Genomic DNA, 23690 nt, shown 5'->3' with positions numbered 1-23690 from the left:
TAAGAAATAGAATTTTAATTTATAGCAATTTAACAAAAATAAAAATTCCTTCAGCATAAAGCTGAAGGAACAAAAACATTATTTATTTTTTTATTTTTCTCCACCAACACCAGTTGACAAAGAACCACTATTTAAAGTTAAGACCTTTTAATATATACTATAAAGTATGAGTTCCTCTATATAAGACTTTGTCCAATTGATCTGTTATAGTTACTCTTATTTTTTTACCTTTAATATTATCCACATTCATTGAATTATCAATTCTATTTTTACCTGTTCTTGCACTTCTACCAAATTCAGTGTTATAAACTTTTTCAACTTTTCCTGCTTCATTTAATATTTCTAGTTTTCTAGATAATTTTAAACTTGCATTTCCATTTGAAACAACGTCGCATCCCATAATCACATTATTATCATTAGCTAATTTAACAGAGAAATTGCTTAAACTTCCTTTTACAATTTGTTCCCCGTAAGTTCCATAAATACTAATTCCAATTTCAGCTAACATTTTAATTTGAACACCAACACCTGTACTTTCTTCAACATTAGTTGCAACTTTCTTTACTTGACCTTCTTTTTCTTTAAAGACAATGTAACTTTTGTATTCCCCTGGTTCCATATTAGAGCTTGGTTTAACTCTAAATCTAACAATTTGTCTTCCACCTGGTTTAATGGAAACTAGTTTAGGATATAATTTAATATTATCATTTAAATTATATTTCCCATAATCTTCTGGAGCTTCTAAAAAAGTTGATACTCTCATAGGCTCAGCAGTATTGTTCATTAGTATTACCTCGTTAGTCGCTATTTTGTTTAAACTAACTTCAAACCTTGTTGGGGCAACACTAAAGTTAAATGCAAAAATTTGAATTGACATCAAAGTTCCTGCAAATAACATTAATAATTTTTTCATACACATCACTCCATTTCTGTTAATATTTTATTGTATTTTTCATACTTTAAATCCCTATTAAACTTCTTAAACATCCCAACTATATTATCTCTAAGCTTAGGTGCCTTTGTTTCTCCACTTCCAATTTCCAAACCATTTCTAAATTTTGCAACGTCTAAAATCATTCCAGACTTATCATATATAACTAAGTCACCATCTTTTAAACCATTTTTATATTCAATGGTAGTTTTCAAATCCCCATTTCTATAGAACATTACCCATTTCCCCTGTCTTCTATTATTAATATAATGTCCATCTAATAATATATTTCCACCATCAGAATAAATTCTAATAGAACCATTTAACTTTCCTAATACAAAATTAGTTTCTGCTTTTAAATTTCCACTATTATAGAAAAATGTTCCTTCGTTCTCAAGAAGTCCATTTTTATAATTTACTGTGGTTTTTAAACTACCATCCTTGTTATATTGTACTACTTTTCCAAATAATAAGCCATCTTTTAAATTTTCATATCCTTCCATAGATTTATCAGGGTAAAAATATGACCAATGTCCATGGGGTCTATCATAATTATATTTCATAATAGCTTTAGTTACTCCATTACTGTATTTCAAATACCAAATACCATGTTTTATACCTTGTACATATCTTCCTTCATAAAAAAGAACTTCCTCTTCTATTTTAATTATTCCTTTAAAATATCCATCTTTTATTCCATTTTTATATACTTCAACTATATTTTTTCCTGTTAATTTTCCTGTATAAGGTGTGTTCTCAGTTTTCACATAAACTATTCCACCTTTAAATAATTTTTTGTCTATATTTTCTATTCTTTCTCTTGAGAAAATTTCAAAAGAAAAAACTAACATTAGACTAAATAAAATAAATAATTTTTTCAATTTAATTTTCTCCTTTAAAAGTTATTTAATATATTTGTTATATCTTCTGACTCTTCTTCATCTTCTGTTATTTTTGAATTATCATCTGTTTCTATAGGGGTATCGTCAATTTCTATTATTGTATCTAATCCTTCAAAATAACCTCCCTCCTCATCACTTTCTAATTTAACTGTTACTGGTATTTCTATTTTACTAAATTTAATTTTTTCATCTCCTAAATAATTAAATTTAATTATATATTTTCCTGGAATAACATCTTCAAAGAAAAATAACCCATCATACTCTGGATCTATTTCCTTGTATATTTTCCCATCTTTTTCTAAAGAAATATTAGTCATACTTATAATTCTTATAAATTTCTTATCATTTATTTTTTCTCCCATCCACATATTACCACTAATCATTGATACTGGAGCCACAGGTATATCTATTTTAATCCCTTCAGATGCTCTTGTAACAAGAGTTACCTTATCTTTAATGCTTTTCAGCATTGGATCAATTGTTCGTCTATTTAAAGATAACTCATGAATTTTATTAGGTAGTATACCATCTATAAAATATTTTCCATTTTTGTCTGTAAGTATAGTCTCTCCATCTAAAGACATCCCCACATTCTCTAATAATTTTTCTCCCACATCATATTTTTCATTACTATTGGAATCTAAATATACTCTACCAAATATCCATGATTTTTCAATGTCAACATTTTTTATATTCCTTCTAACATTAGATAAGTCTATAGCTTTTTCAGCCTTTAATCCAACAGTAAACGTTTCATCATCAGCATAAATTGGAGTTTCAATATCTATATGATCATTAAAATAAAGTGTAAAATCTAAGGAAGCAAAAAACTTATCTTCATCAGAGTATTCTGCTGACAACCCAACATCATAAAATAAATTTGTTTTAGGAAACTGTAATTTTTTAGTATAAGCTTTAAATGTATAATCTGATTCTAGACCACTTCCATTTTCAGATCCTTGAAAATCTGCTCTTAATATAAAACTAATATTTTCAACTCCATAATAACTAACCTCAGGGCTATAAGTCATATAGGAACCTTCATCTGTTTTAGTCATTGTTATTTCTATTCCAAAAGCAGTTTGATAAAAACTTCTATTTTCTAAATCTATTGAATACTCATATTCTTTATCAGAATTTTCATCATTTTCTATTTTATACCCTATCTCAACTGAATTATTATTAAAATTTTTAGTTGCTGATAACCTATAATAATCTGATATTCCCTCTTGAGTTTTTATTTTCTTTCCATATTTTTCATTTTCAAATGTTAAATTAACATCTTTAATATTATGACTAACTGTTAGCTCATAGTTATTACTTTTAGTTTCATTTTCATAATAGTTTGTAAAATTAGCAATTGTTTTATCTCTACCTTCTCCTAATTTAAATACAACATTATTTTTTAAAATTCTGTAATTTATATTTTCATCTGATTTTAAATCATAGGCCCCTATTCCAACTGTAACTGAATCATTTAAGCCATATCTTACATTTGCATATTTTTGTATATCTCTTTCATCCTCTGTTTCTCCCATTTGAACTGTGTAATCAAATTTGCCTTGATTTAATAGTTTACTATCGCTAGCTGTATAAACTTTTCTATTTTCTATTTTCCCATCTTTATAATATATTTTTAAATTATATTCTCCTCTGGAAGATTTATCTTTAATTTCAAATTCGAATTCTTCCTCTGTTGGTTTTATATATTCTATTAATGCTTGCCCTTGATAAAGTTCTATAATATCTGCATTTTGAGCTTTCCCTATAATTTTAACATAGCCATCTTCATCAGATTTAGTTATATAAGTATTATCATCACCTAGATATATCCCTTTTACACCACTATCAACATCTACAAATCCTGGAAGTTCCATTGAAATATCTCCTAATATTAAGGATTTTTTCTTAAAAATATTATGATATGTTAACCTATAGGTATCTAATTCAGTTTCAGGGCTAAACTTTTGTTTTAAATAAAAATCTCCATATAACAATTGATTAGCGTACTCAAAATAAAAACTGTTTTCACTATCTTCAATATCTCCTTGATAATAATTTAAATTTAAAAGTCCTGGTGTAAATAATTTTCCCTTTGATAAATAATCTATACTAACTTCTTCTTCCTCAGCTGATTGATCAAATTTCAACCTATTTATTTTACTTTTTTCTCTTTCTTCTGCAGGTAGTTCGAATAAAGGATCTAAGGTTATACTTAATTGAGAAGAATCATATGTTGGATCTTTTATATTTAATTTTTTTAAACTTTCCATACTCACAAACATATCTTCATCAGCAACAAAATAATTCTTTTTAGAAAATGTAACTTTAAAATTTTTACCATCCACTTCACCAGAGACCATTCCTGAGTTTGCATCTATATTCATTCCATAGATCTCAAAAAAATAAAAAAGTGATTTTATACCAACAAAAACTTTATCATTTTCATAATCATATTTTACCATGAAAAAATCATCTGTTTTTCTTCTAGCTCTAATTTCAACATAAGCATCTTCATAATTTTTATAATCACCTGTAAATGAATAGGAAATATTAAAAGCTATAGTAAAAATACATAACACTTTAATTTTATTTAAATTGTTTTTAAGTATACCCATATTTTCTCCCAGCGACAATTATATTAACATTATTTAAACCTAAACTTAACATAAAAACTACCTTTATATTTACCTGAAGGTGTGCTTTTTTCTGTTTTTACACTTCCATATATTTTAATTCTACTATGGGAATCCCATCCGCTATAATTATCAACAAAACTACTTAAATTTACTTTCAAAGTGTCTCCATTGTAATTTTCTATATTCATTGAATCTGGAATCTCATATGTGCTTTTATTATTATAAAAATAAACATCCACATCCACATCTGCATTGGCTATCTCCCCTGCTATAACTTGTCCAAAATCCATTTTTCCACTTACATTTACTTTAACTTTTTGAATAACATAAGTTTCATAATATAATTGTGATATATCTAGTGTTTTATTTCTTTCTCCAGTCTCAGGAATATCATACCTTAATTTTATTCTACCTATATTATCTGTTAAAACTTTATTAGTTGTATACGGTGGATAAGACCAATAATAACCAGCATAAGTTGCTAAAATTTTCATTTCCATCTTAGTGGAACCATTGGGAAATGAAATTGTATCTCCAACACTTACCTCTTTATCATTCACATAATATCTAAAATCGTAAACTTTTCCAACTGGTACTGATAAAAAATCCACATGATCCCTTGTTGGAAGGGCCTCTATCTTTAAATTTTCAACTTTCCACTTGTTCTTTTGTTTTAAAGTTATAACTATTCCTTCATTACTTGCTAATTTTCTTCTGGAAACTCCTGTTATAACATTTTCCATTTTTCCAATTTTAACATCAGCTGTAAGTGAGCTATGAGAATCATTTCCAAAAAATTTAGAGTAAGTTAGCATATTGATTGATAAGGACAATATTAATATTATATTTTTTTTCATAATCATCTAACCACCTTTTATTTTTCCACATCATATATTTTATCTAATTTATTATAACCTACAACTAGTAATTTTTCATGAATTATTGGAATGTACAGCAACTCCTTATAAAGAAGCTGAACTATCTTATCAAAAATTTGATCTCTTTTTCCCTTATCCTTTTCGTCCATGGCTATCTTTAAGAAAGGTTCAATAGCATTATATAAATCCACATTTTTTAAATCGTTTAATAAAATATTTCTAATATTAAGCAAAATATAATCATCTTTATAAACCATATTATAAAGAGCTATATCATAATCACCTGTTTTTATTTTCATAGAATACGAATCAAGATTATGTGGTAAAATATTTACTTTAATTCCATATTGTTGAAACTCTTCCTTTATAATCTTAGCCATATCAAACATATTATTTAATATCATTAGATTTATTTCTTTTTTTAACTGACTATTTTTTAATTCTTTTAAAACTAATTTTTTGCTAGAATTATTTTCAGTCTTTGACAATTCAGCTTTAAATAAATCTTTTGGAAAATATGTGTTGGCGCTATTTAATTTATTCCCTGTTATAAGTTCTGAAATTTCTTCTCTATTGATCATTTTTTCTATTAATTTTTTATTTTTTCTTGTATAAATATTTTCATTTTGTTTCCCAAATCTAAATACAGTACTTTCCATTAAATTATTTTTTCTAACTAAAACATCAGATGGAATTATTCCCTCTTTTTTAGCTTCATTGAATGCTTTTTCACTTACATCAAATGCCACATCATTTCCCTCATCAAAAAGTGAAGTCATTTTTTTCTTATCATTAATTTCATGGGTAAATCTCACTTCTCTAATAACTGATTTCCCTTTAAAATAATTTAAATATCTTTTTAAAACAACCTGTCCATTATTAAAAACAACAGGATAGAACCTACCACTTCCAGTTATTCCTTTTTTTGTTTTTTTAACAATGGAGCTAGAGGCATATGTTAATTTTTCTAAAAATATACTGTTTCCTTCTTCTAATTTTATTATTAACCTTTTATTATCTATAATTTTTATGTTTCTTATTTCTTCAAAAGTATCCTTTAAAGCTCCTTTTTCAGAAAACCTTTCAAAAGTAAATTTTACATCATTTGAAGATAATTCACTCCCGTTATGAAACAATATACCATCCTTTAGCTCTATAAATAAGGTTCTCTCATCTTCCCATTTATAGTCTTTAACTAACCAAGGTATTACTTTCCCATCTTTTATCTCAAATAATGTGTTATAAATCAACTTTACAGCTCTTTCTGAATATTGATCACGCATTTTTATAGGATCTAAAGTCTGAATTTTAGTACTCTGAATAATATTAAGTTCCTTTTTAATCTCATTTTTATTCCTAACTTCTTCCATAAAAATACTTTCTATATTAGAGTCTTCCCCTAAAGATATTATATTAGATATAAGAAATACTATTATTAATAAATATTTCTTCAAAATTTCACCTCTTCTTTTAATAAGCTATCATTTTATAGCAGAATAGAACTCTCCAGCCAACTCAACTGCTTCCTTGTTGCTTTCATAAATTTTTTCAAATAATTTATTATTCTTAATAAAACACTTTACTATTTCAGGAGAAAAACTTTTACCTGATTCTAATTTTATTATTTTAACAGTTTCTTCATGATTTAAACTTTTCTTATATGCCTTTTCTTGTCTCAATGCATCATACATATCTGCAATCCCTACTAATGCTGCTTCCAATGGGATCTCGCTTTCTTTTAGACCAAGGGGATAACCCATTCCATTCCACTTTTCATGATGAAATCTAACTATATTTTCAGCTATTTTACCTAATTTTAAATTTTTAACTATTTCAAATCCAGAGTTAACATGTTCTTTAACTATATTAAATTCTTCTTCTGTTAATTTTCCTGGTTTTTTTAAAATATTTGCAGGAATAGTAACCTTACCAATATCATGAACAGTTGCATACTTTCTTATATCTTCTATCTCTTTTTTTGTAAATTTTTCAATGTCCAAAGCTAAAACTTCTGCATACATTCCTAACCTCTTAGTGTGCTCCCCTGTATCTTCATCATTTAGCTTATTAGCCATTTCCAATGTTTTTACAAGCATATATCCTAATTCTTCAGCTCTTTTTCTATTTTTTTCTGAAATTATTAAAACTATTATTAAAATCACAATAAACATCAACAATGGAATTCCTATTTTAGCCATTAATTTATAATTTTTAGCAACTAAAATATTTTTTGTTAATGAATCATCATAAATAGTCTTATCAACATCGAAACTCTCGACAATCATTCTAACTAACTGGGACAATTCTGGCTGATCTTTATTAATTGCAACACTTATACTTAGACTATCATTTAATATCCCAGCTATTTTAACTTTTCCCTCTATAAAATTATTTGAAATAATTCCATTTACAGAACCAAAATAACCTGCTAAACATTCCCCTTTTCCACTAAGAAGTTTATCTAATCCATCTTGATAAGTATCTACTTCTATAATATGCGGATTTTTTACTCTGCTTTCAATATAATCCTTAATTCCACTATCTTTTCTTATTATTATTTTTTTATTATCCAAATCAGATATAGTTTCAATAAACCCATCTCTAATTCTGTTTGCTATAGTTACTTTACTTTCATAATAAGGTTTTGTGAAAGTATAATCCTTTAAACTTTCCTTATTTCTAATAAGAATAGGTTTTATATCTCCCGTGTCTTTAGTAAATGCAAGAGGTACATCTAAAACTTTTTCTATTTCTTCAAGAACCTTTATTGTAATTCCCTTGTATCCTTTTTTATAAGAATAATAGAAAGGAATCATATATTTATCTCCTGGCAAATTAACTTTTATCTCTTTAAATTTATTTTTAACTATTGAATAATTTGGAGTATCTTTTAAAATATATTTATAGTATTTGGTTCTTTCTATATTGATAATTTTATCTATTTCTTCGTTATTAAAATTATCAAATTGAGCTTTAATCTTCTCATAAATATCTTTTCTGTTTTTATCTATAGCTATACATTCTTTATAGTTAATTTTCTCTATAACTCTTGTAAACTTATCATCATCATAATAATTAAGCCAATCTTTTATTATCAAAGCTTCTACCAAACCATTTTTAAGAGCTTCTAATGCTTTTTCTCTATTTTTAAAAGAATTTTCAATGAATTTTACGTTTCTAAACCTTGTTTCTATTTCCTTTAAACCTTGACTTTCTTTCACGTATCCTATATTTAAATTATTCAAATCATTCATTGTTTTTACAAAAGAATCCTTTTTAGTTAAAACTGTCACTGTATACCTAATTGGAGTTTTTATATAATAGTTGTCCTCATCATTTTCATCTTCAAAGGTCCTCACAGTCACTGAACTTTCTTTACTCACATTGCTATTATCGTTATAAAAACTGTCATCTACTTTATAAATAACCTTATTTGAAATTCCCTCTAGAAAATGAGTATAAACCCCTTCATATTCACCTATTTCAAGATTTTTATAAAGATACATATCAGTGGTTTTTAAAGGTATGTTTACTTTTATTTCATTTTCCCCAAAGGAAAAACTAAATAAACATATCATTAAACTTAATATTATTTTCTTCATACATCCTCCATTTTTGTAATTAGTCATATCTTACTTTAACAATTGCTGAACCTTCATAGTATCCTGGATAATCAACTACTTCATTAATTGTCCCAACTATTTTATCTTTCACTTTTCCGTCAGAAGTGTATAAACTTCCATCTTTTGAACTTTGTAATTCCAAATAGACCCTTTGTTTTTCTGAACTATTACTTTTATTAATTAAATCTACAAAACCACTATTGCTAGAATTATTTTTATCTACAAACTCAACCAATACATATCTTTCAGATTCACCTTCTACAGTTATATTACTGGTTATTTTTACATTTGTACTACCTGGAATTTGATCCCCAAAATCCATAGGATCAACTTGAACACTTAAATTTGTAACTATCTCCAACTCAACTTCAATTTCAATTTGTCCATCCTTTTTAGAACTTCCTTGCACTATAGAAAACAGCAGTGTGTATAATATAATTAAACAACCAAATATTTTTTTCATTTCTACCTCCTAACTGTTTAACTCTTATGAATTTATTGTACCTTAATTTTATAAAATAATCAATAGAAAGAAACTTAATATGTTTTTTATAACTAAAATAAAAAATTCCTTCAGTTTTAAACTGAAGGAACAAAAATTTTATTTAAGTGTCATGCCTTTTTTTACCTCATCTATTTTATCAGGTGTCAAATATTTTAAAATCTCAAATCCAAGTTCTTGAGAATAACCTGAACCACTTGCAGTTAGCAAATTACCATCTAAAACAATGGGCTTTTTAATTATATTACAGAAATCTTTTACTAAATCGTAACAACCAAAATGTAGAGTAATATTTCTATTATCAATCATTCTTCTTCTTCCTAAGGAAGAAGGAGCCCCACAAATTGCAGCTACTAATTTATTATTCTCTAAATAATATTTAGTTAATTCCATAGCTTCATCTGATTTAAAAAGATTTTCATATCCAGAATATCCTCCTGGCAAAAATATACCACTAGCATCTTTGTAATCTTTAAATAATTCATCAGCTTTAACCATAACCCCTTGAGCTGAATTTACTTCAAGAGTTTTGTTAATGGATAAAGTTACAACTTTTATCCCAGCTCTTCTCATAATATCAATAGGAGCCATTGCTTCTAAAATTTCAAAACCTTCAGCTAATAAAACATATACTTTTTTCATTTGAATACCTCCATTCCTTTGAATAAAAACATTTAAATTTATTTTTCTTGATCTATTTTCATTTGAATATAATCGTCATAATCCATTAATTTATCAATAACACTTCCATCAGGTAGTATTTCAATAATTCTATTGGCTACAGTTTGAATAAATTCATGGTCGTGGGCTGAAAATAAAACAGTCCCAGTAAATTTAGAAAGAGCTTTATTTAAAGATGTAATTGATTCAAGGTCCAAATGATCTGTTGGATTATCAAATAATAAAGCATTTGCTCCTGACATCATCATTTTAGATAACATACATCTAACTTTTTCTCCTCCTGATAAAACTGAAGCTTTCTTTTGAGATTCTTCCCCTGTAAATAACATTCTTCCTAGGAATCCTCTGATAAATGATTCATGTTTGTCTGTTGAATATGGTCTTAACCAATCAACTAAATTTTCTTCAATACCATCAAAATATTTGGAATTATCCTTAGGCATATAAGCTGATGTAACTGTAACCCCCCAAGTAACCGTACCTGAATCAGGTTCCATTTCTCCTGCTAAGATAGAAAGAAGAGTTGTTTTTAATATATCATTATCACAAATAAATATAACCTTATCAGTATTATTTATTGTAAATGATAAATTTTCAAATAATTTAACTCCATTTATCGATTTAGAAATATTTTCAACTTTCAACATATTATTTCCAGGTTCTCTAGTTGGTTTAAATTCAATAAATGGATATTTTCTATTAGAAACTTGCATATCCTCAAGTTGTAATTTTTCAAGTTGTTTTTTTCTTGAAGTAGCTTGTTTTGATTTTGAAGCATTGGCACTGAATTTAGCAATAAATTCTTGTAATTCTTGTCTTTTTTGTTCTATCTTTTTATTTTTATTAGAAAGAAGTCCTAACATTAATTGACTAGATTCATACCAAAAATCATAGTTTCCAACAAACATTTTTATTTTACCAAAATCTATATCAGCTATATGTGTACAAACTTTATTTAAGAAATGTCTATCATGAGATACAACAATTACAGTAGTATCTGTTAAATTTATAAGAAAATTTTCTAGCCAAGTAACAGCTTTTATATCAAGACCATTTGTAGGCTCATCAAGTAATAAAACATCAGGATTTCCAAAAATAGCTTGAGCAAGTAATATTTTAACCTTTAGACTTTCATCTAATTCTTTCATTAGAGATTCATGATATTTTGCTTCTACACCTAAACCAGTAAGTAACATTGCAGCTTCAGGTTCAGCGTCCCATCCGTTTAATTCTGCAAATTCTCCTTCTAAATCAGCAGCTTTCATACCATCTTCATCAGTAAATTCTTCCTTTGCATAAATTGCATTTTTAGCTTCAATTATACTCCAAAGTTTTTTGTGTCCCATAAGAACAACATCTAAAACTTTAATTTCTTCAAAAGCAAAGTGATTTTGAGAAAGAACAGCCATTCTTTTATTTTTGTCTAAAATAACGTCTCCCTCAGTTGGTGACATTTCACCAGATAATATTTTAACAAAAGTAGATTTACCAGCACCATTGGCACCAATAAGTCCATAACAGTTTCCAGGTGTAAATTTTATATTTATATCTTCAAATAGTTTTTTATCTGGAAATCTCATAGTAAGATTGCTTGTTGAAATCATTAATTAATATTCCTCCTAATTATTTTATTATATCCAGAGTATTATATCATAAATTTAAGTAAATTAAAACTTGGAATACTAAATAACCAATAATATATAAAAAAAATCTTGATGTTGTATAAATATAATGTTATTATATTCTTTGTTAAAAAATAAATTAAATTAACCAAGGAAGAAAAATGAAAAATATGTTATCGCCTTTAAAAATAAAAAATATAGAAGTAAAGAATAGAGTTGTTTTGCCACCTTTAGTTAGATTTTCAATGATCGGAACTGACGGGAAAGTTACGGAAAAACTTTTGAATTGGTATGAAGAAATAGCTAGAGATGGAATTGGAATGATTATAGTAGAAGCAACTTGCGTGGATAAAAATGGTAAACTTAGAGATAATCAACTTGGTTTATGGGATGATTCCTTTATTGACGGATTAAAAAAAATATCTGCTATTGGTAAAAAATATAGTGTTCCCATGTTAATACAAATTCATCATGCAGGCTTTAAAAAAGATTTCAATTTAGTTAAAGAAGAAGTGCTAGATAATATTTTAGATATGTTTGTCCTTGCTTTTGAAAGAGCAAAAAAAGCTGGTTTTGATGGAATAGAAATTCATGGAGCTCACACATACCTATTAAGTCAATTAAACTCTAAACTTCACAATACTAGATTTGATAAATACGGTGGAAGTTTTGAAAAAAGAATGTATTTTAACAAAACTTTAATCCAAAGAACAAAAAATTTATTTGATGATAACTTTATATTGGGATATAGAATGGGTGGAAATGAACCTAGTCTTGAAGATGGAATCAAAATAGCAAAATATCTTGAAGAGTTAGGGATTGATCTACTTCATGTTTCCACAGGAATTCCAGATGATAGTTTTAGACAAAATGTTAAAATAAATGACTTCCCTGAAGATTTCCCACTAGATTGGGTAATTTACATGGGAATTAAAATAAGAGAAAATTTAAATATCCCAGTTATAGGTGTTAGAAATATAAAAAAAGAAACACAAGTAAGTTATTTAATAGAAAATAATCTGCTAGATTTAGTTGCTGTGGGAAGAGCTATGATATTTACCAAAAGATGGATGCATAAAGCTATCCTTTCCTATAAAAAAAGAAATAATACAAATGAGGTGTAGATATGATTCCTAAAACTATTGATATATTTTGTGAGGTTATTGATAACTATGGGGATATAGGAGTTATTTATAGGCTAGCTAAGGAATTAAAAAGAGTCTATGGGAAAGTTCGAATAAGAATAATTCTAAATAAATTAGAAGAATTATTGAAAATCAATCCTAAAGCTAAAGACTTAAATTATCAAGAGATAGATGACATTATATATATAAAAAAATATTTTTTAAAAAAAGAATTAAAAAAACTTGGAGTTTCTGATATAATAATAGAGGCTTTCGGTTGCGATATATTTAAAGATTATATAGATATAGCTAAAGAAAAGTCAAAACTTTGGATAAACTTAGAGTATCTTTCAGGAGAAAAATGGATTGAAGATTTTCATTTAAAAGAATCATTAATAGATTCTAAAAGTTTAAAAAAGATTTTTTATATGCCAGGTTTTACTAATGAAAGTGGAGGAATCATAGTAGATGAAACTTTCATAGAAAGAAAAAATTATAGTAAAATAAATAAATATAAAATATTGGAAAAATATTTTCCAAAAATATCTTTCAAAGATAAAATAGTTGGTACAATTTTTTCCTATGAAAAGAATTTTGAAAATTTATTAATAGAATTAAATAGAATGAATAAAGATACAGTTTTATTTCTCATGGGGGATAAAACTCAAGAAAGTATCTCAAAAATTTTAAAAAATAATCTTATTGAAAATTTTGGAAATTTTATCAAGTATGATAAAATAATCATAAAGAATATGAATTTTTTATCTCAAGAAGATTATGAAGAATTAATTTCTGCTTCAGATTTTAATTTTACTAGAGGTGAGGATTCTATTATTAGAGCTTTAGTTCTAGGAAAACCTTTTTTATGGCACATATATCTGCAAGAAGATAGGGTTCATATGGACAAATTAAATGCCTTCATAGATAGATTTGAAGAAAGTATCAGCCTTTCTAACAAGGAAAAGGATATTTTTAAAAAATATAAAAAACTTTTAAGAGATTATAATGATAGGGATGAAAATTCTTTGAAATTTGGAAATGAAAATTATTCAGTTTTATTTGAAAATTTTTCTGTAATAGAAAATATTTGTCAAAAATACAGTGTTTTTTTAACTGAAAAATGCAACTTGGTGGAAAAATTAAAAACGTATATAAAAGGATTTTAAAGGGGGATAATAAATGAAAGTAGCACAAGAATTAAGACAAGGGTCTACTATAAGAATAGGAAACGTTCCATTTATCGTAATGAAGGCTGAGTTTAATAAATCAGGAAGGAATTCAGCAGTAATGAAATTAAAAATGAAAAATTTATTAGCTGGAAATACAGTAGATACAGTTCTTAAAGCTGATGATAAAGTAGATGATATAAGATTAGAAAGAGTAACTGCTATTTACTCTTATTCTGATGGAGATAATTATATTTTTTCAAATCCAGAAACTTGGGATCAAATTGAATTAACTGAAGAAGATTTAGGAAACTCAATCAATTATTTAGAAGAAGAAATGACAGTTGAAATTCAATATTATGAAGAAACTCCAGTTAGCGTAGAATTACCTACATTTGTTGAAAGACAAGTAGAATATACAGAACCAGGATTAAGAGGAGATACTACAGGAAAAGCTCTTAAACCAGCTAAATTAATAACAGGATTTGAAATTCAAGTACCTTTATTTGTAGAACAAGGGGAATGGATCAAAATAGACACAAGAAACAATACATATGTTGAAAGAATAAAAAAATAATAGTAATAAAAATAGTAAAAAAAGAAGAGAATATCTCTTCTTTTTTTTTACATCCATTTAATTGAACTTTCTTTTCTTGGTGCAGTTCTCAAATATTTAACATCTGGATATCCAATAATCATACAATTTACAATTTTTGTATTTTCTTCTAAATTTAAGAATTTTTTTATTTTATCACTATTTTGACTAGCTAATATAAAGAACCCACTATATAAAGCTCCAAGACCAAGTGCATTACACATAAGCTCCATATTGGATGAAGCAAGACCTGCATTTAATTCGTTTGGTGAAGTTATTATTATTATATTTTTTGAAAAAAAGAAAAGACTATCTTGTTTATTTGGATTTCTCTTAAAAACTTTATACATCATTTTCCAAATTCTAGCATATTTCAATTCTTTTTCAATAGTTGAATTTTTCATAATTTTTTCAGCTAAATTATTTAAAGATTCTAATACTAATTCCCTTAATTCCTGAATTTTATCATGAACTACCACATAGGAAACATTTTGAACATTGGCAGCTGTTGGAGTGTACCTTCCAGCTTGAATAATTTTTAAAAGTTTCTCTTCTTCTATTTCCTTATCTTTAAATTTTCTTATTGTTCTTCTAAATTTTATAAAATTTAATAAATTATCACTCTTAACATGGAAAGTTTCTTTGTCATATTCTATGACTTCATTCATATTATACTCATCTGTAGAAACAGCATTAACAGGACATATGGCAATACAGTGACCACATTTTATACAATCTTTATTTTTTATAAAAGCCTTATCCTTGATAAAAGTAATATCCTTTACAAAACAATCTTCTATACAAAGACCACATCCAACACATTTTTCATTATCTACTCTAAACATTTATTCCCCCTAAGTTAAATAGACTTCAATCCTTTTTAATAAAATAGCATCTTACAATTTGAAAAATTTATATAAATTTCTTTTCCTTTTTTATTTTTAAGAACAATTATTTCATTAAACTCGTCTAATCTTGATATTTCAAATTCATCATATAATTTAATTTCATTATCCCTTAAAAAATTAAGTAACTTTATATTATCTATAACTCTTTTTAAAATAAATTTGTCCCCTTCTTTCAATTGGATTATTGAATTTTTAGAAATATTTTCTATTTCACCATTTTCATTAGGTATTGGACTTCCATGACAACAAAATTTAGGCTTTCCTAAAAAATCATATAATTTATTAGTCACTATGTCACTACTAACATGTTGTAATTTTTCAGCTTCTGTATGAACTTGTGTCCAGTCAAGATTTAAAAATTCTGATAAAAAAACTTCCCAAACATGATGAACTCTAACTAATCTAATAGCTTGCTCTCTACCTTCTACACTTAATTTCACTCCCTTATATGGAACATATTCCACAAGAAAATTATCTGCTAATTTCTTTATCATTTCCAAAACACTTTGAACAGTATATTTCATTTTAAGAGCTATATCACTAGTTTTTACATATTCCTTTTTATTTTCATTAGATAATTCATATATTATTTTAAGATAATTTTCTTCTGTAATATTCATTCATCCCCCTTACAAATAAAGCCAATAAAAATACTCCAATATTTACACTAGATACTACTCCTGATATTGCTATGTCGTATTTAAAGGCTATTGTGTAACCTAACAAACTATTAAAAATACCTATTACTATAGATAAATATATGGTTTTTTTTAAATCCTTTGTAAATAACAAACTTGTAATACTAGGACCAATTATTAAACTTATTACTAAAATAACTCCTACAACATTAAATGAAGCTACTGCAGTTATTGAAATTAAACTTAAAAATAGATAATGTACTATTAAAACTGACACTCCTGATGTTTTTGCAAAAATTTCATCAAAAGAAATAAGCTTTAGTTCCTTATAAAAAAATAGTATGAATACCGTTGTAATAATGGCTATAATTAAAGCTATATATAATGCTAAGGGTCCTAAATCAAAATCATTTATTTTAAATCTTTGGAAAATTATAAACTCTAATTTTCCAAATAAAGCTGAATTTACACTTATTTGTGAATTTTTCAATTCTCTGTCCATTATTAATACCCCTATACTAAAAAATAGTGGGAAGATTAATCCTATTGCAGCTCCTTTTTCTATCTTTGTATTTGATAAAATTTCTATTAAACAAACAGTAAGTACACAAATAAGAGATGCTCCTATAATAAGAAATGGAGAATTTATATCCTTTGTAATTAAATAAACTAGAACAACTCCTAACAAAACAGTATGACTTATTGCATCCATAAGCATGGCCATTTTCCTAAGAGAAATAAAAACTCCTATTAAAGAACAAGTAAATGACGTTAATATTAGTATGCTTAAAATTTCCAAATTCATTTTATTTCACCTTCTTAAATATTATAGATGTCACTGCAATTAAACTTGATATAACAACTATAATAGGTCCTATTGATAAATCTGGATTATTAAGACTTACAAGAGTACCTAAAAAACCAGATATTCCACCAAAAAAACCAGATAAAATTAAATTGTTGTAAAAAGAATTACTCCATTGTCTAGCAGCAATGCTAGGAGCAATAAGTACTGACGTCATTAATATTACTCCAATAAATCTAATTCCTATCATTATTACAACTATAACCAATATTGTTATTAACCCATCTAAAATTTTAGAGGAATATCCTAAACTTTTAAAAAATTCCTCATCAAATATAAATAATTTTATTTCTTTTCTTAATAAAATTATTATAAAAATAACTATAATTGAAATAATTGAAATAATTTCTATGTCTGAAAATAAAATTGTAGCAACTTCTCCAAATATAAAATTTTCTAAACCTGATTGATTTGGATTACCTGTATTTTGGACTATTGATAATAAAACCTGACCTAGACCAAAAAAACCAGATAAAATTAAAGCCAAAGAGGAATCATATTTTATTTTAGAATATTTTTTTATTTTTTTTATAATAATCAATGAAATTGCAGAAAAACAACCTGCTCCAATTAATAATAATTCCATGTTTTTATTTTTCATAATCATAAAAGAAAGAATCACTCCTGGAAAACTAGCATGAGCTAAGGCATTTCCAACTAATGCTTCTTTTCTTAAAGTTATTATTGTTCCTAATATTCCTGAAACGCACCCTATTAAAGTAGTTCCTATTATAACTATAATTAATATATAATTATTAGCAATTAAAGTTTCCATATTTTCCCCTGTTAATAATTTCTATAAAAAGTTTTGTTGATATTTTCCTCTATAAAAATATCCTCTGTTTCTCCTATAGCAACTATTTTCCTATTTATCATAATTAAATAGTCAAAATAATCCTTAACTTTTTCTAGATTATGATGAACTACCAATACAGTTTTCCCCATTTCTTTTAATTTTTTTAATATTTCGATAATTTCTTTTTCTGTTTTTATGTCTACTCCTTGAAAAGGTTCATCCATAAAATATATCTCTGCTTCTTGCATAAGAGCCCTCGCTATAAAGACTCTTTGTTTTTCTCCCCCTGATAATTGAGAAATTTGCCTATCAAAATATTTTTCAATATTTAGCTTTTTTAAATTTTTAATCGCTTTTTCTTTCTCTTTTTTCCCAGGACTTTTAAATAGACCTAATCTGCCATAAGATCCCATAATAACAACATCTAAAACAGTTGTTGGAAAATCCCAATCCACAGTATCTCTTTGGGGTATGTAGGCTATTTTTTTTAAATATTTTCTATAATCTTCCCCTTGAAATTTTACAATTCCAGAATTTTTTTTAACTATATTTAAAATTCCTTTGATAAATGTGGATTTCCCTCCCCCATTTGGTCCTATTATACCTATTAGTTTCCCCTTAGGTATTTCCATATTAATATTAGATAATATTTTTTTGTCCTCATATGAAACTGTTAAATCTTTTATAGAGATGGCTATTTCCATATTTCTCTCCTTATTTTAATCCTTGAACAATTGTATCTATATTTTTTTTATAGTATTTTATATATGTGTCTGCACCACTTTCCTTATCACCAAGAGAACCTACATATAATTTTCCACCTATTTTTACATTCCAATTTTGTCTTGCACTAGTTTGAACAATTGTATTTAATATGCTTTCTGGAGCTGAATTTTCTAAAAATATTGTTTTTATTCTTCTATCTTTTAAATAAGTTACTAAATTATTAATTGTATTTATTCCAATCTCCCTTTCAGAAGAAATACCCTTAACATAATTAGTTTCAAATGAGTATTCCCTTGCAAAATAATTAAAAGCTCTATGGGAAGTTACTAATATTCTTTTATCTTTATCTATTTTGTTCAACTGCTCTCTTGTATAATCATCTAATTTACTTAATTTTTCTATATACTCATCCTTTGATTTTTTATAATAATCTTGATTTTTTACATCCATTTTTATTAATCTTTTCTCTAATATTTCAGCTGCATCCTTCCACAACTCTAAACTTAAAAATATATGGGGATCATATTCTCCGCTTTCCATTAAAATAAGCTTATTTTTGTTCAATTCATCTCCAATAACAAGAAGTTTATTTTTGTCTATATTTTTTAAACACTCTTCCATTTTACCTTCCAAGTAAAGACCATTAACAACTAATAAATCTCCCTTCATTATATTCTTTGTGTCACTTAGCTTAGGTTGGTAAGAGTGAGGGCTAACTCCATTATTCATAAGAATTGTAACATTAACCTTTTCTCCTCCAATTTCTTTGACTAAATCACCTAGCATAGTTGTAGTAGCTATAACATTTAATTTTTCATTTATTTTTTGGTCAACTTTATCTTGTCTTCCACAACCTAAAATAAAAATCATTAAAATCAATATTTCTAGTCTTTTTATAATTTTCATTACTATTCTCCTTTCTATTTTAAGGCTACCCTTAAAATATTTTTAATACAGATATGTCACATTCATTAGTATATCCCTTAACTAAACAAAAATCAAGCTTTTTTTAGCTATCTTCGAACATAAAATTATATATTGTTTCGTTTTTAATGATGATAAAATCATATATTAACAAAAAAATAAAGGAACAAGAATTTTTTTTTATTGTTACCTTTCAATTTCTCTAAAAAAATGATATCATATGCGGATAAACTTAAACAAATATTAATAATGAAGGGAAGTAATTATGGACATTAAATTAAGAAAAGTTGTTATTATTGGAGCAGGACACGTTGGGTCCCATGTTGGTTTTTCCTTTGTAACTCAAGGAGCCTGTGATGAGTTAGTATATATTGACACTAACACTGATAAAGCTATTGCACAAGCTGAAGATACTGAGGATGCTGTTGTATATTTACCTCATAATGTAAATGTTAAAACTGGTAATTATTCAGATATAGATGATGCTGAAATAATCGTTATCTCAGCTGGACCTCTTCCAAATATGAATCAAACTAGAATGGATACTTTAAAAGATACAATAGAATGCATAAAACCAATTGTTAAAGGAATTAAAGAATCTAAATTTAGTGGAATTATAATAAATATTTCAAATCCTGCAGATGTTATCACACATTATTTACAAAAAAATATAGGTTACCCTTCTGAAAGAATACTATCAACAAGTACTACCCTTGATTCTTCTAGATTAAGAAAAGTCTTATCCCGTGAATTAAATATAGATCAAAAATCTATTTATGCATATGTTATGGGAGAACATGGAGAAAGTCAAATGGTCCCTTGGTCTTGTGCTTCTATTTTTGGAAAAAACCTATGTGATTTAATGAAAGAATATCCAGAAACTTATGGACATCTTAATTTGGAAAAAATAGCAAATGATGCAAGACTTGGAGGATGGATAGTTCTAAAAGGAAAAGGATCTACAGAATTTGGTATTGGAACTTCTTGTGTTGAAATAGCTAAAACAATATTTTCTGATGAAAGAAAAGTATGTATGGTCTCAACTTTATTAAAAGGTCAATATGGACAAGAAAATGTTTATGCTAGTGTTCCTGCGATAGTTGGAAAAGATGGAGTTGTTGATATTATTGAATTACCTTTAAATGATAGTGAATTAAAAGAATTTTCTAATTCATGCGAAGTAATGAGAAAAAATTTCAATTTAAGTCTTACGTATTAAATAAAAAATCTCATTAACTTAATAGTTAATGAGATTTCTTTTTAATTATTATTTTTTTATTTGTTTTATAACATCCATAACTGTTCCATCTCTATATTCTACAACTCCAACTATTGTATCTGAATACTGAGTTTTTTCAGGTTTGCCTGTTAATTTTTCAACTTCTTCTCTTAATTTTTCTATTGTTTTTGTTTTTATTCCTGCATTATCCAAAGCTTCTTGAATATCTTTTCTTCTTGGATTTACACAAATCCCTCTTTCTGTAACTAATACATCCACTGTTTCTCCTGGAGTAACTACAGTTGTTACCTTATCTGTAACTATTGGAATTCTTTTTCTCATTGTTGGAGCAACAACAACTGTAAGCTTAGCTCCTGCTGCTGTATCTGGTGCTCCACCTTGAGCTCCCATAATCATCCCTGTTGATCCAGTCAATGAATTAATGTTAAAGTCTGTATCTATTTCTGTCGCTGACAATATCATCATATCCAATTGATGAGCAACACATCCTTTATTATGAGGATTAGCATACATTGATGATGACATTTCTATATGATTTACATTTTTACCTAAAGATTTTATAACTGATGTATCAAAACTTTGAGTATCAAATAATGCATCGAAATATCCTTCTTCTAAAAATTCAACTAAATATCCTGTTGCTCCACCTGAAGCAAAAGATCCTTTTATTTCATTTTCTCTCATGTATTCTTTTAAAAATCTACAAACAGCAAGAGATGATCCTCCTGATCCTGCTTGGAAAGAAAAACCATTTTTAATAACTCCTGAAGCTATTAAAACTTCTGATGCTTTTTCTGCTATTAATAATTCTTGAGGATTTTTAGTTATTCTTGTTGCACCTGTAGCTATTTTTTCTGGATCACCAATTTCTTCAACTTCAACTATATAATCCACATCTGTCATTTCTATTGATATACTTTTTAATGGAAATGGAACTAAATTATCTGTTATTGCTACTACTTTTTCAGCAAATTTAACATCAACCATAGGATATCCCATAGCTCCAAAAGCTGATTTTCCTTGATGACCATTCATATTCCCAAGAGTATCACAAGTAGGAGCTGCTACAAAAGCTACATCTATTTTTATTTCTCCTGATTCAATAGCTCTTGCTCTTCCACCATGAGTTCTAAAAATAACTGGTTTTCCTAAAATATTATTTTTTGAAATTTCTTTAGCTATTGTTCCTCTTAATCCTGAAGTGTTAATCCCTGTTATAACACCAGATTTAATATGTTCTAAGATTGGTTCATGAGCCTTAGTTAGTGATGAAGCTACTAAATTTATGTTTTTAATTCCCATTTTTGCTATTTCATCCATAACCATATTTAAAACATAGTCACCATTTCTTAAATGATGATGAAAAGAAATTGTCATACCATCTTTTAACCCGCATTTTTCTATTGCTTCTTTTATTGTTTCAACTAATTTTTTATCCCCTGGTTTAGAAAAACTTTTAGTTGGAGCATATTTTTTCCCTTCTGGTTTTGTAGCAAAAGGTCCTGCATATGGTTTTACTTCTCCATAACCTTCTATATATTCTGGTAATTCTCTATCAACTTTATTTTTTATAATTTTCAATTTATTCATCTCCCTTACTTAATAACTCCTGCTGCTTTTGCAAGATTTACAACTTTTTGAGCTTTTGAAATAATTGGTATATCAATCATTTTACCATTCACTTGAATTACTCCACCATTTTCTATATCAGCTTCTTCAGCAGCCTTTACAATTATTAATGATTTTTCAATTTCTTTTTTACTAGGAGTAAAAATACTATGAATTTCTTTTATTTGTGATGGATGTACACATGATTTACCAGCAAATCCCATATTTACTGAATTTTGAATTTCTTTTTTGAATCCTTCAATATCATCAAGGAAAGCCCAAACAGTGTCAATAGCATCTATACCAGCTCTTGCTGCAGCCATTACTACCATGCTTTTAGCTACAAATATTTCTTTTCCTTCTTTTGTTCTTTCAGCTCCCAATGTTCTTGTAAAATCTTCAGCTCCAAATGACATTGTTACTACTCTATCTGAGGCTGTTGCTATTTCATAAGCATTGTTCACTGCTGTAGGAGTTTCTAAAGATGCTTGTATTTTACAAGAACCTATTTCTATTCCATGCTCTTTTTCAACTTCTGTTAATAAAGCATCTAATTCTTTTATTTGTTCAGGAGTATCTGTCATAGCTAGTCTCATATATCTAAGACCTGCTGGAACTAAAACTCTTACATCTTTTTCTCCAAATTCTGTGTAAAGTGGATTTAAACGAGCATATATTTCAGTATCCCCATAATCTATAGTTTTTAAAGCTTCTGCAAATAAATCTCTTGCTGCATCTTTTTCTGCATACTTTATTGCATCTTCTAAATCAAATATTACACAATCAGATCCATAAAGATGGGCCATAGCTAACATTTTAGGATTATTAGCTGGAGAAAATAACATTGTTCTTCTTGATTTTTTTGGTGCTCTAGTAGCTTTACCCATTATTTATCATCTCCTTGTTGTGCTCTATGCAAAGCTGTTCTTGTTCTTCCTTTTATTACAAAATCTAAAGCTCCGAAATCTTGTACTTTAACCTTTGCATTTTCTACTTTTTCTTCTTCTAAAACTTCTCTAACTGCTTTTTCCATTAATTTTCCAAACATTTTTTTTAGTTTAGATTCTACTTCAACTTCAATACCGTTACAATTTAAATCTACAGTAACCAAAGCATCAGAATTTTTTTCATTTCCACAAATTCCAATCATATCTTTATCTCCTTTAATTTTAAGTATTTATTTATAATATTTTATCCAAATATATTTAATAATACCCCTGCTGCAACTGCTGACCCTATTACTCCTGCAACATTTGGTCCCATTGCATGCATTAATAAAAAGTTTGCAGGATTTTCTTCTTGACCAACTTTTTGTACTACTC

General features: G+C 26.9%; 23 protein-coding genes. 4 read left to right on the top strand and 19 right to left on the bottom strand.

Annotated elements, in window-relative coordinates; genetic code table 11:
• Nucleotides 1-157: 157 nt before the first annotated feature.
• The 9 genes from GIL12_RS08175 to GIL12_RS08135 all read right to left on the bottom strand — a co-directional run bounded on the left by GIL12_RS08175 (nt 158) and on the right by GIL12_RS08135 (nt 11760).
• Nucleotides 158-913: a molecular chaperone gene (locus tag GIL12_RS08175; RefSeq protein WP_163469998.1), complete on the bottom strand. Its 756-nt coding sequence runs from the start codon at nt 911-913 to the stop codon at nt 158-160.
• A 5-nt stretch (nt 914-918) separates the two neighbouring features.
• Nucleotides 919-1812, bottom strand: coding sequence for a toxin-antitoxin system YwqK family antitoxin (locus GIL12_RS08170; protein ID WP_163469997.1), 894 nt, complete (start codon nt 1810-1812; stop codon nt 919-921).
• Between the two features lie 14 nt (nt 1813-1826).
• Nucleotides 1827-4451 carry a hypothetical protein gene (locus GIL12_RS08165; protein ID WP_163469996.1) on the bottom strand — a complete coding sequence of 875 codons (2625 nt, stop codon included), beginning with the start codon at nt 4449-4451 and terminating at the stop codon, nt 1827-1829.
• 29 nt (nt 4452-4480) lie between these two features.
• Nucleotides 4481-5329: a hypothetical protein gene (locus GIL12_RS08160; protein WP_163469995.1), complete on the bottom strand. Its 849-nt coding sequence runs from the start codon at nt 5327-5329 to the stop codon at nt 4481-4483.
• A 17-nt stretch (nt 5330-5346) separates the two neighbouring features.
• Nucleotides 5347-6804, bottom strand: a complete 1458-nt coding sequence (locus tag GIL12_RS08155; protein WP_163469994.1) for an ABC transporter substrate-binding protein — start codon at nt 6802-6804, stop codon at nt 5347-5349.
• 27 nt (nt 6805-6831) lie between these two features.
• Nucleotides 6832-8952: an HD domain-containing phosphohydrolase gene (locus tag GIL12_RS08150; protein WP_163469993.1), complete on the bottom strand. Its 2121-nt coding sequence runs from the start codon at nt 8950-8952 to the stop codon at nt 6832-6834.
• A 19-nt stretch (nt 8953-8971) separates the two neighbouring features.
• Nucleotides 8972-9436: a hypothetical protein gene (locus tag GIL12_RS08145; protein WP_163469992.1), complete on the bottom strand. Its 465-nt coding sequence runs from the start codon at nt 9434-9436 to the stop codon at nt 8972-8974.
• Nucleotides 9437-9574: 138 nt separating this feature from the next.
• Nucleotides 9575-10117 carry a DJ-1/PfpI family protein gene (locus GIL12_RS08140; protein WP_163469991.1) on the bottom strand — a complete coding sequence of 181 codons (543 nt, stop codon included), beginning with the start codon at nt 10115-10117 and terminating at the stop codon, nt 9575-9577.
• A gap of 38 nt (nt 10118-10155) precedes the next feature.
• A complete protein-coding gene (locus tag GIL12_RS08135) occupies nt 10156-11760 on the bottom strand; it encodes an ABC-F family ATP-binding cassette domain-containing protein (RefSeq protein WP_163469990.1) in 1605 nt (534 codons plus the stop codon).
• 179 nt (nt 11761-11939) lie between these two features.
• On the opposite strand from GIL12_RS08135, the gene GIL12_RS08130 reads away from it, so the two are divergent.
• From GIL12_RS08130 to efp, 3 genes are read left to right on the top strand one after another with little or no spacing between them, the layout of a single operon-like run.
• Nucleotides 11940-12902: an NADH:flavin oxidoreductase gene (locus GIL12_RS08130; RefSeq protein WP_163469989.1), complete on the top strand. Its 963-nt coding sequence runs from the start codon at nt 11940-11942 to the stop codon at nt 12900-12902.
• 2 nt (nt 12903-12904) lie between these two features.
• Nucleotides 12905-14068 carry an elongation factor P maturation arginine rhamnosyltransferase EarP gene (gene earP, locus GIL12_RS08125; protein ID WP_163469988.1) on the top strand — a complete coding sequence of 388 codons (1164 nt, stop codon included), beginning with the start codon at nt 12905-12907 and terminating at the stop codon, nt 14066-14068.
• 13 nt (nt 14069-14081) lie between these two features.
• On the top strand, nt 14082-14645 hold the full coding sequence (gene efp / locus GIL12_RS08120) for an elongation factor P (RefSeq protein WP_163469987.1): 564 nt from the start codon (nt 14082-14084) through the stop codon (nt 14643-14645).
• Between the two features lie 47 nt (nt 14646-14692).
• Here the strand turns inward: efp and GIL12_RS08115 are convergent, their stop codons facing one another.
• The 6 genes from GIL12_RS08115 to GIL12_RS08090 are packed head-to-tail and all read right to left on the bottom strand — an operon-like array spanning nt 14693 to nt 19502.
• The gene (locus GIL12_RS08115; RefSeq protein WP_163469986.1) at nt 14693-15508 is read right to left on the bottom strand and encodes a nitroreductase family protein; all 816 of its coding nucleotides are present in this window, start codon (nt 15506-15508) and stop codon (nt 14693-14695) included.
• A gap of 35 nt (nt 15509-15543) precedes the next feature.
• Nucleotides 15544-16191 (bottom strand): metal-dependent transcriptional regulator, encoded by a 648-nt coding sequence (locus tag GIL12_RS08110; protein ID WP_163469985.1) that lies wholly within the window; start codon nt 16189-16191, stop codon nt 15544-15546.
• Nucleotides 16163-17014, bottom strand: coding sequence for a metal ABC transporter permease (locus tag GIL12_RS08105; protein ID WP_163469984.1), 852 nt, complete (start codon nt 17012-17014; stop codon nt 16163-16165). The genes GIL12_RS08110 and GIL12_RS08105 overlap by 29 nt, the downstream gene beginning before the upstream one ends.
• A 1-nt stretch (nt 17015) precedes the next feature.
• Nucleotides 17016-17849 carry a metal ABC transporter permease gene (locus GIL12_RS08100; protein WP_163469983.1) on the bottom strand — a complete coding sequence of 278 codons (834 nt, stop codon included), beginning with the start codon at nt 17847-17849 and terminating at the stop codon, nt 17016-17018.
• Nucleotides 17850-17860: 11 nt separating this feature from the next.
• Nucleotides 17861-18574 (bottom strand): metal ABC transporter ATP-binding protein, encoded by a 714-nt coding sequence (locus tag GIL12_RS08095; RefSeq protein ID WP_163469982.1) that lies wholly within the window; start codon nt 18572-18574, stop codon nt 17861-17863.
• A gap of 10 nt (nt 18575-18584) precedes the next feature.
• A complete protein-coding gene (locus GIL12_RS08090) occupies nt 18585-19502 on the bottom strand; it encodes a metal ABC transporter solute-binding protein, Zn/Mn family (protein WP_163469981.1) in 918 nt (305 codons plus the stop codon).
• Between the two features lie 283 nt (nt 19503-19785).
• On the opposite strand from GIL12_RS08090, the gene GIL12_RS08085 reads away from it, so the two are divergent.
• A complete protein-coding gene (locus GIL12_RS08085) occupies nt 19786-20739 on the top strand; it encodes an L-lactate dehydrogenase (protein WP_163469980.1) in 954 nt (317 codons plus the stop codon).
• 48 nt (nt 20740-20787) lie between these two features.
• Here GIL12_RS08085 and citF read toward each other — a convergent pair whose 3' ends face one another.
• The 4 genes from citF to GIL12_RS08065 all read right to left on the bottom strand — a co-directional run.
• On the bottom strand, nt 20788-22341 hold the full coding sequence (gene citF / locus GIL12_RS08080; protein ID WP_203522579.1) for a citrate lyase subunit alpha: 1554 nt from the start codon (nt 22339-22341) through the stop codon (nt 20788-20790).
• A gap of 14 nt (nt 22342-22355) precedes the next feature.
• Nucleotides 22356-23255, bottom strand: a complete 900-nt coding sequence (locus GIL12_RS08075) for a CoA ester lyase (protein WP_163469978.1) — start codon at nt 23253-23255, stop codon at nt 22356-22358.
• Nucleotides 23255-23518, bottom strand: coding sequence for a citrate lyase acyl carrier protein (citD, locus tag GIL12_RS08070; protein ID WP_163469977.1), 264 nt, complete (start codon nt 23516-23518; stop codon nt 23255-23257). Before citD ends, GIL12_RS08075 begins: the two co-directional genes overlap by 1 nt.
• Before the next feature lie 41 nt (nt 23519-23559).
• Nucleotides 23560-23690, bottom strand: a 131-nt coding sequence (locus GIL12_RS08065; RefSeq protein ID WP_163469151.1) for a sodium ion-translocating decarboxylase subunit beta, incomplete at its 5' end; no start/stop codon positions are given.

It is taken from the genome of Fusobacterium sp. IOR10 (assembly GCF_010367435.1).
In the GTDB taxonomy this organism is placed as follows: domain Bacteria; phylum Fusobacteriota; class Fusobacteriia; order Fusobacteriales; family Fusobacteriaceae; genus Fusobacterium_B.
This window is presented reverse-complemented; position numbering and strand designations above follow the sequence as displayed.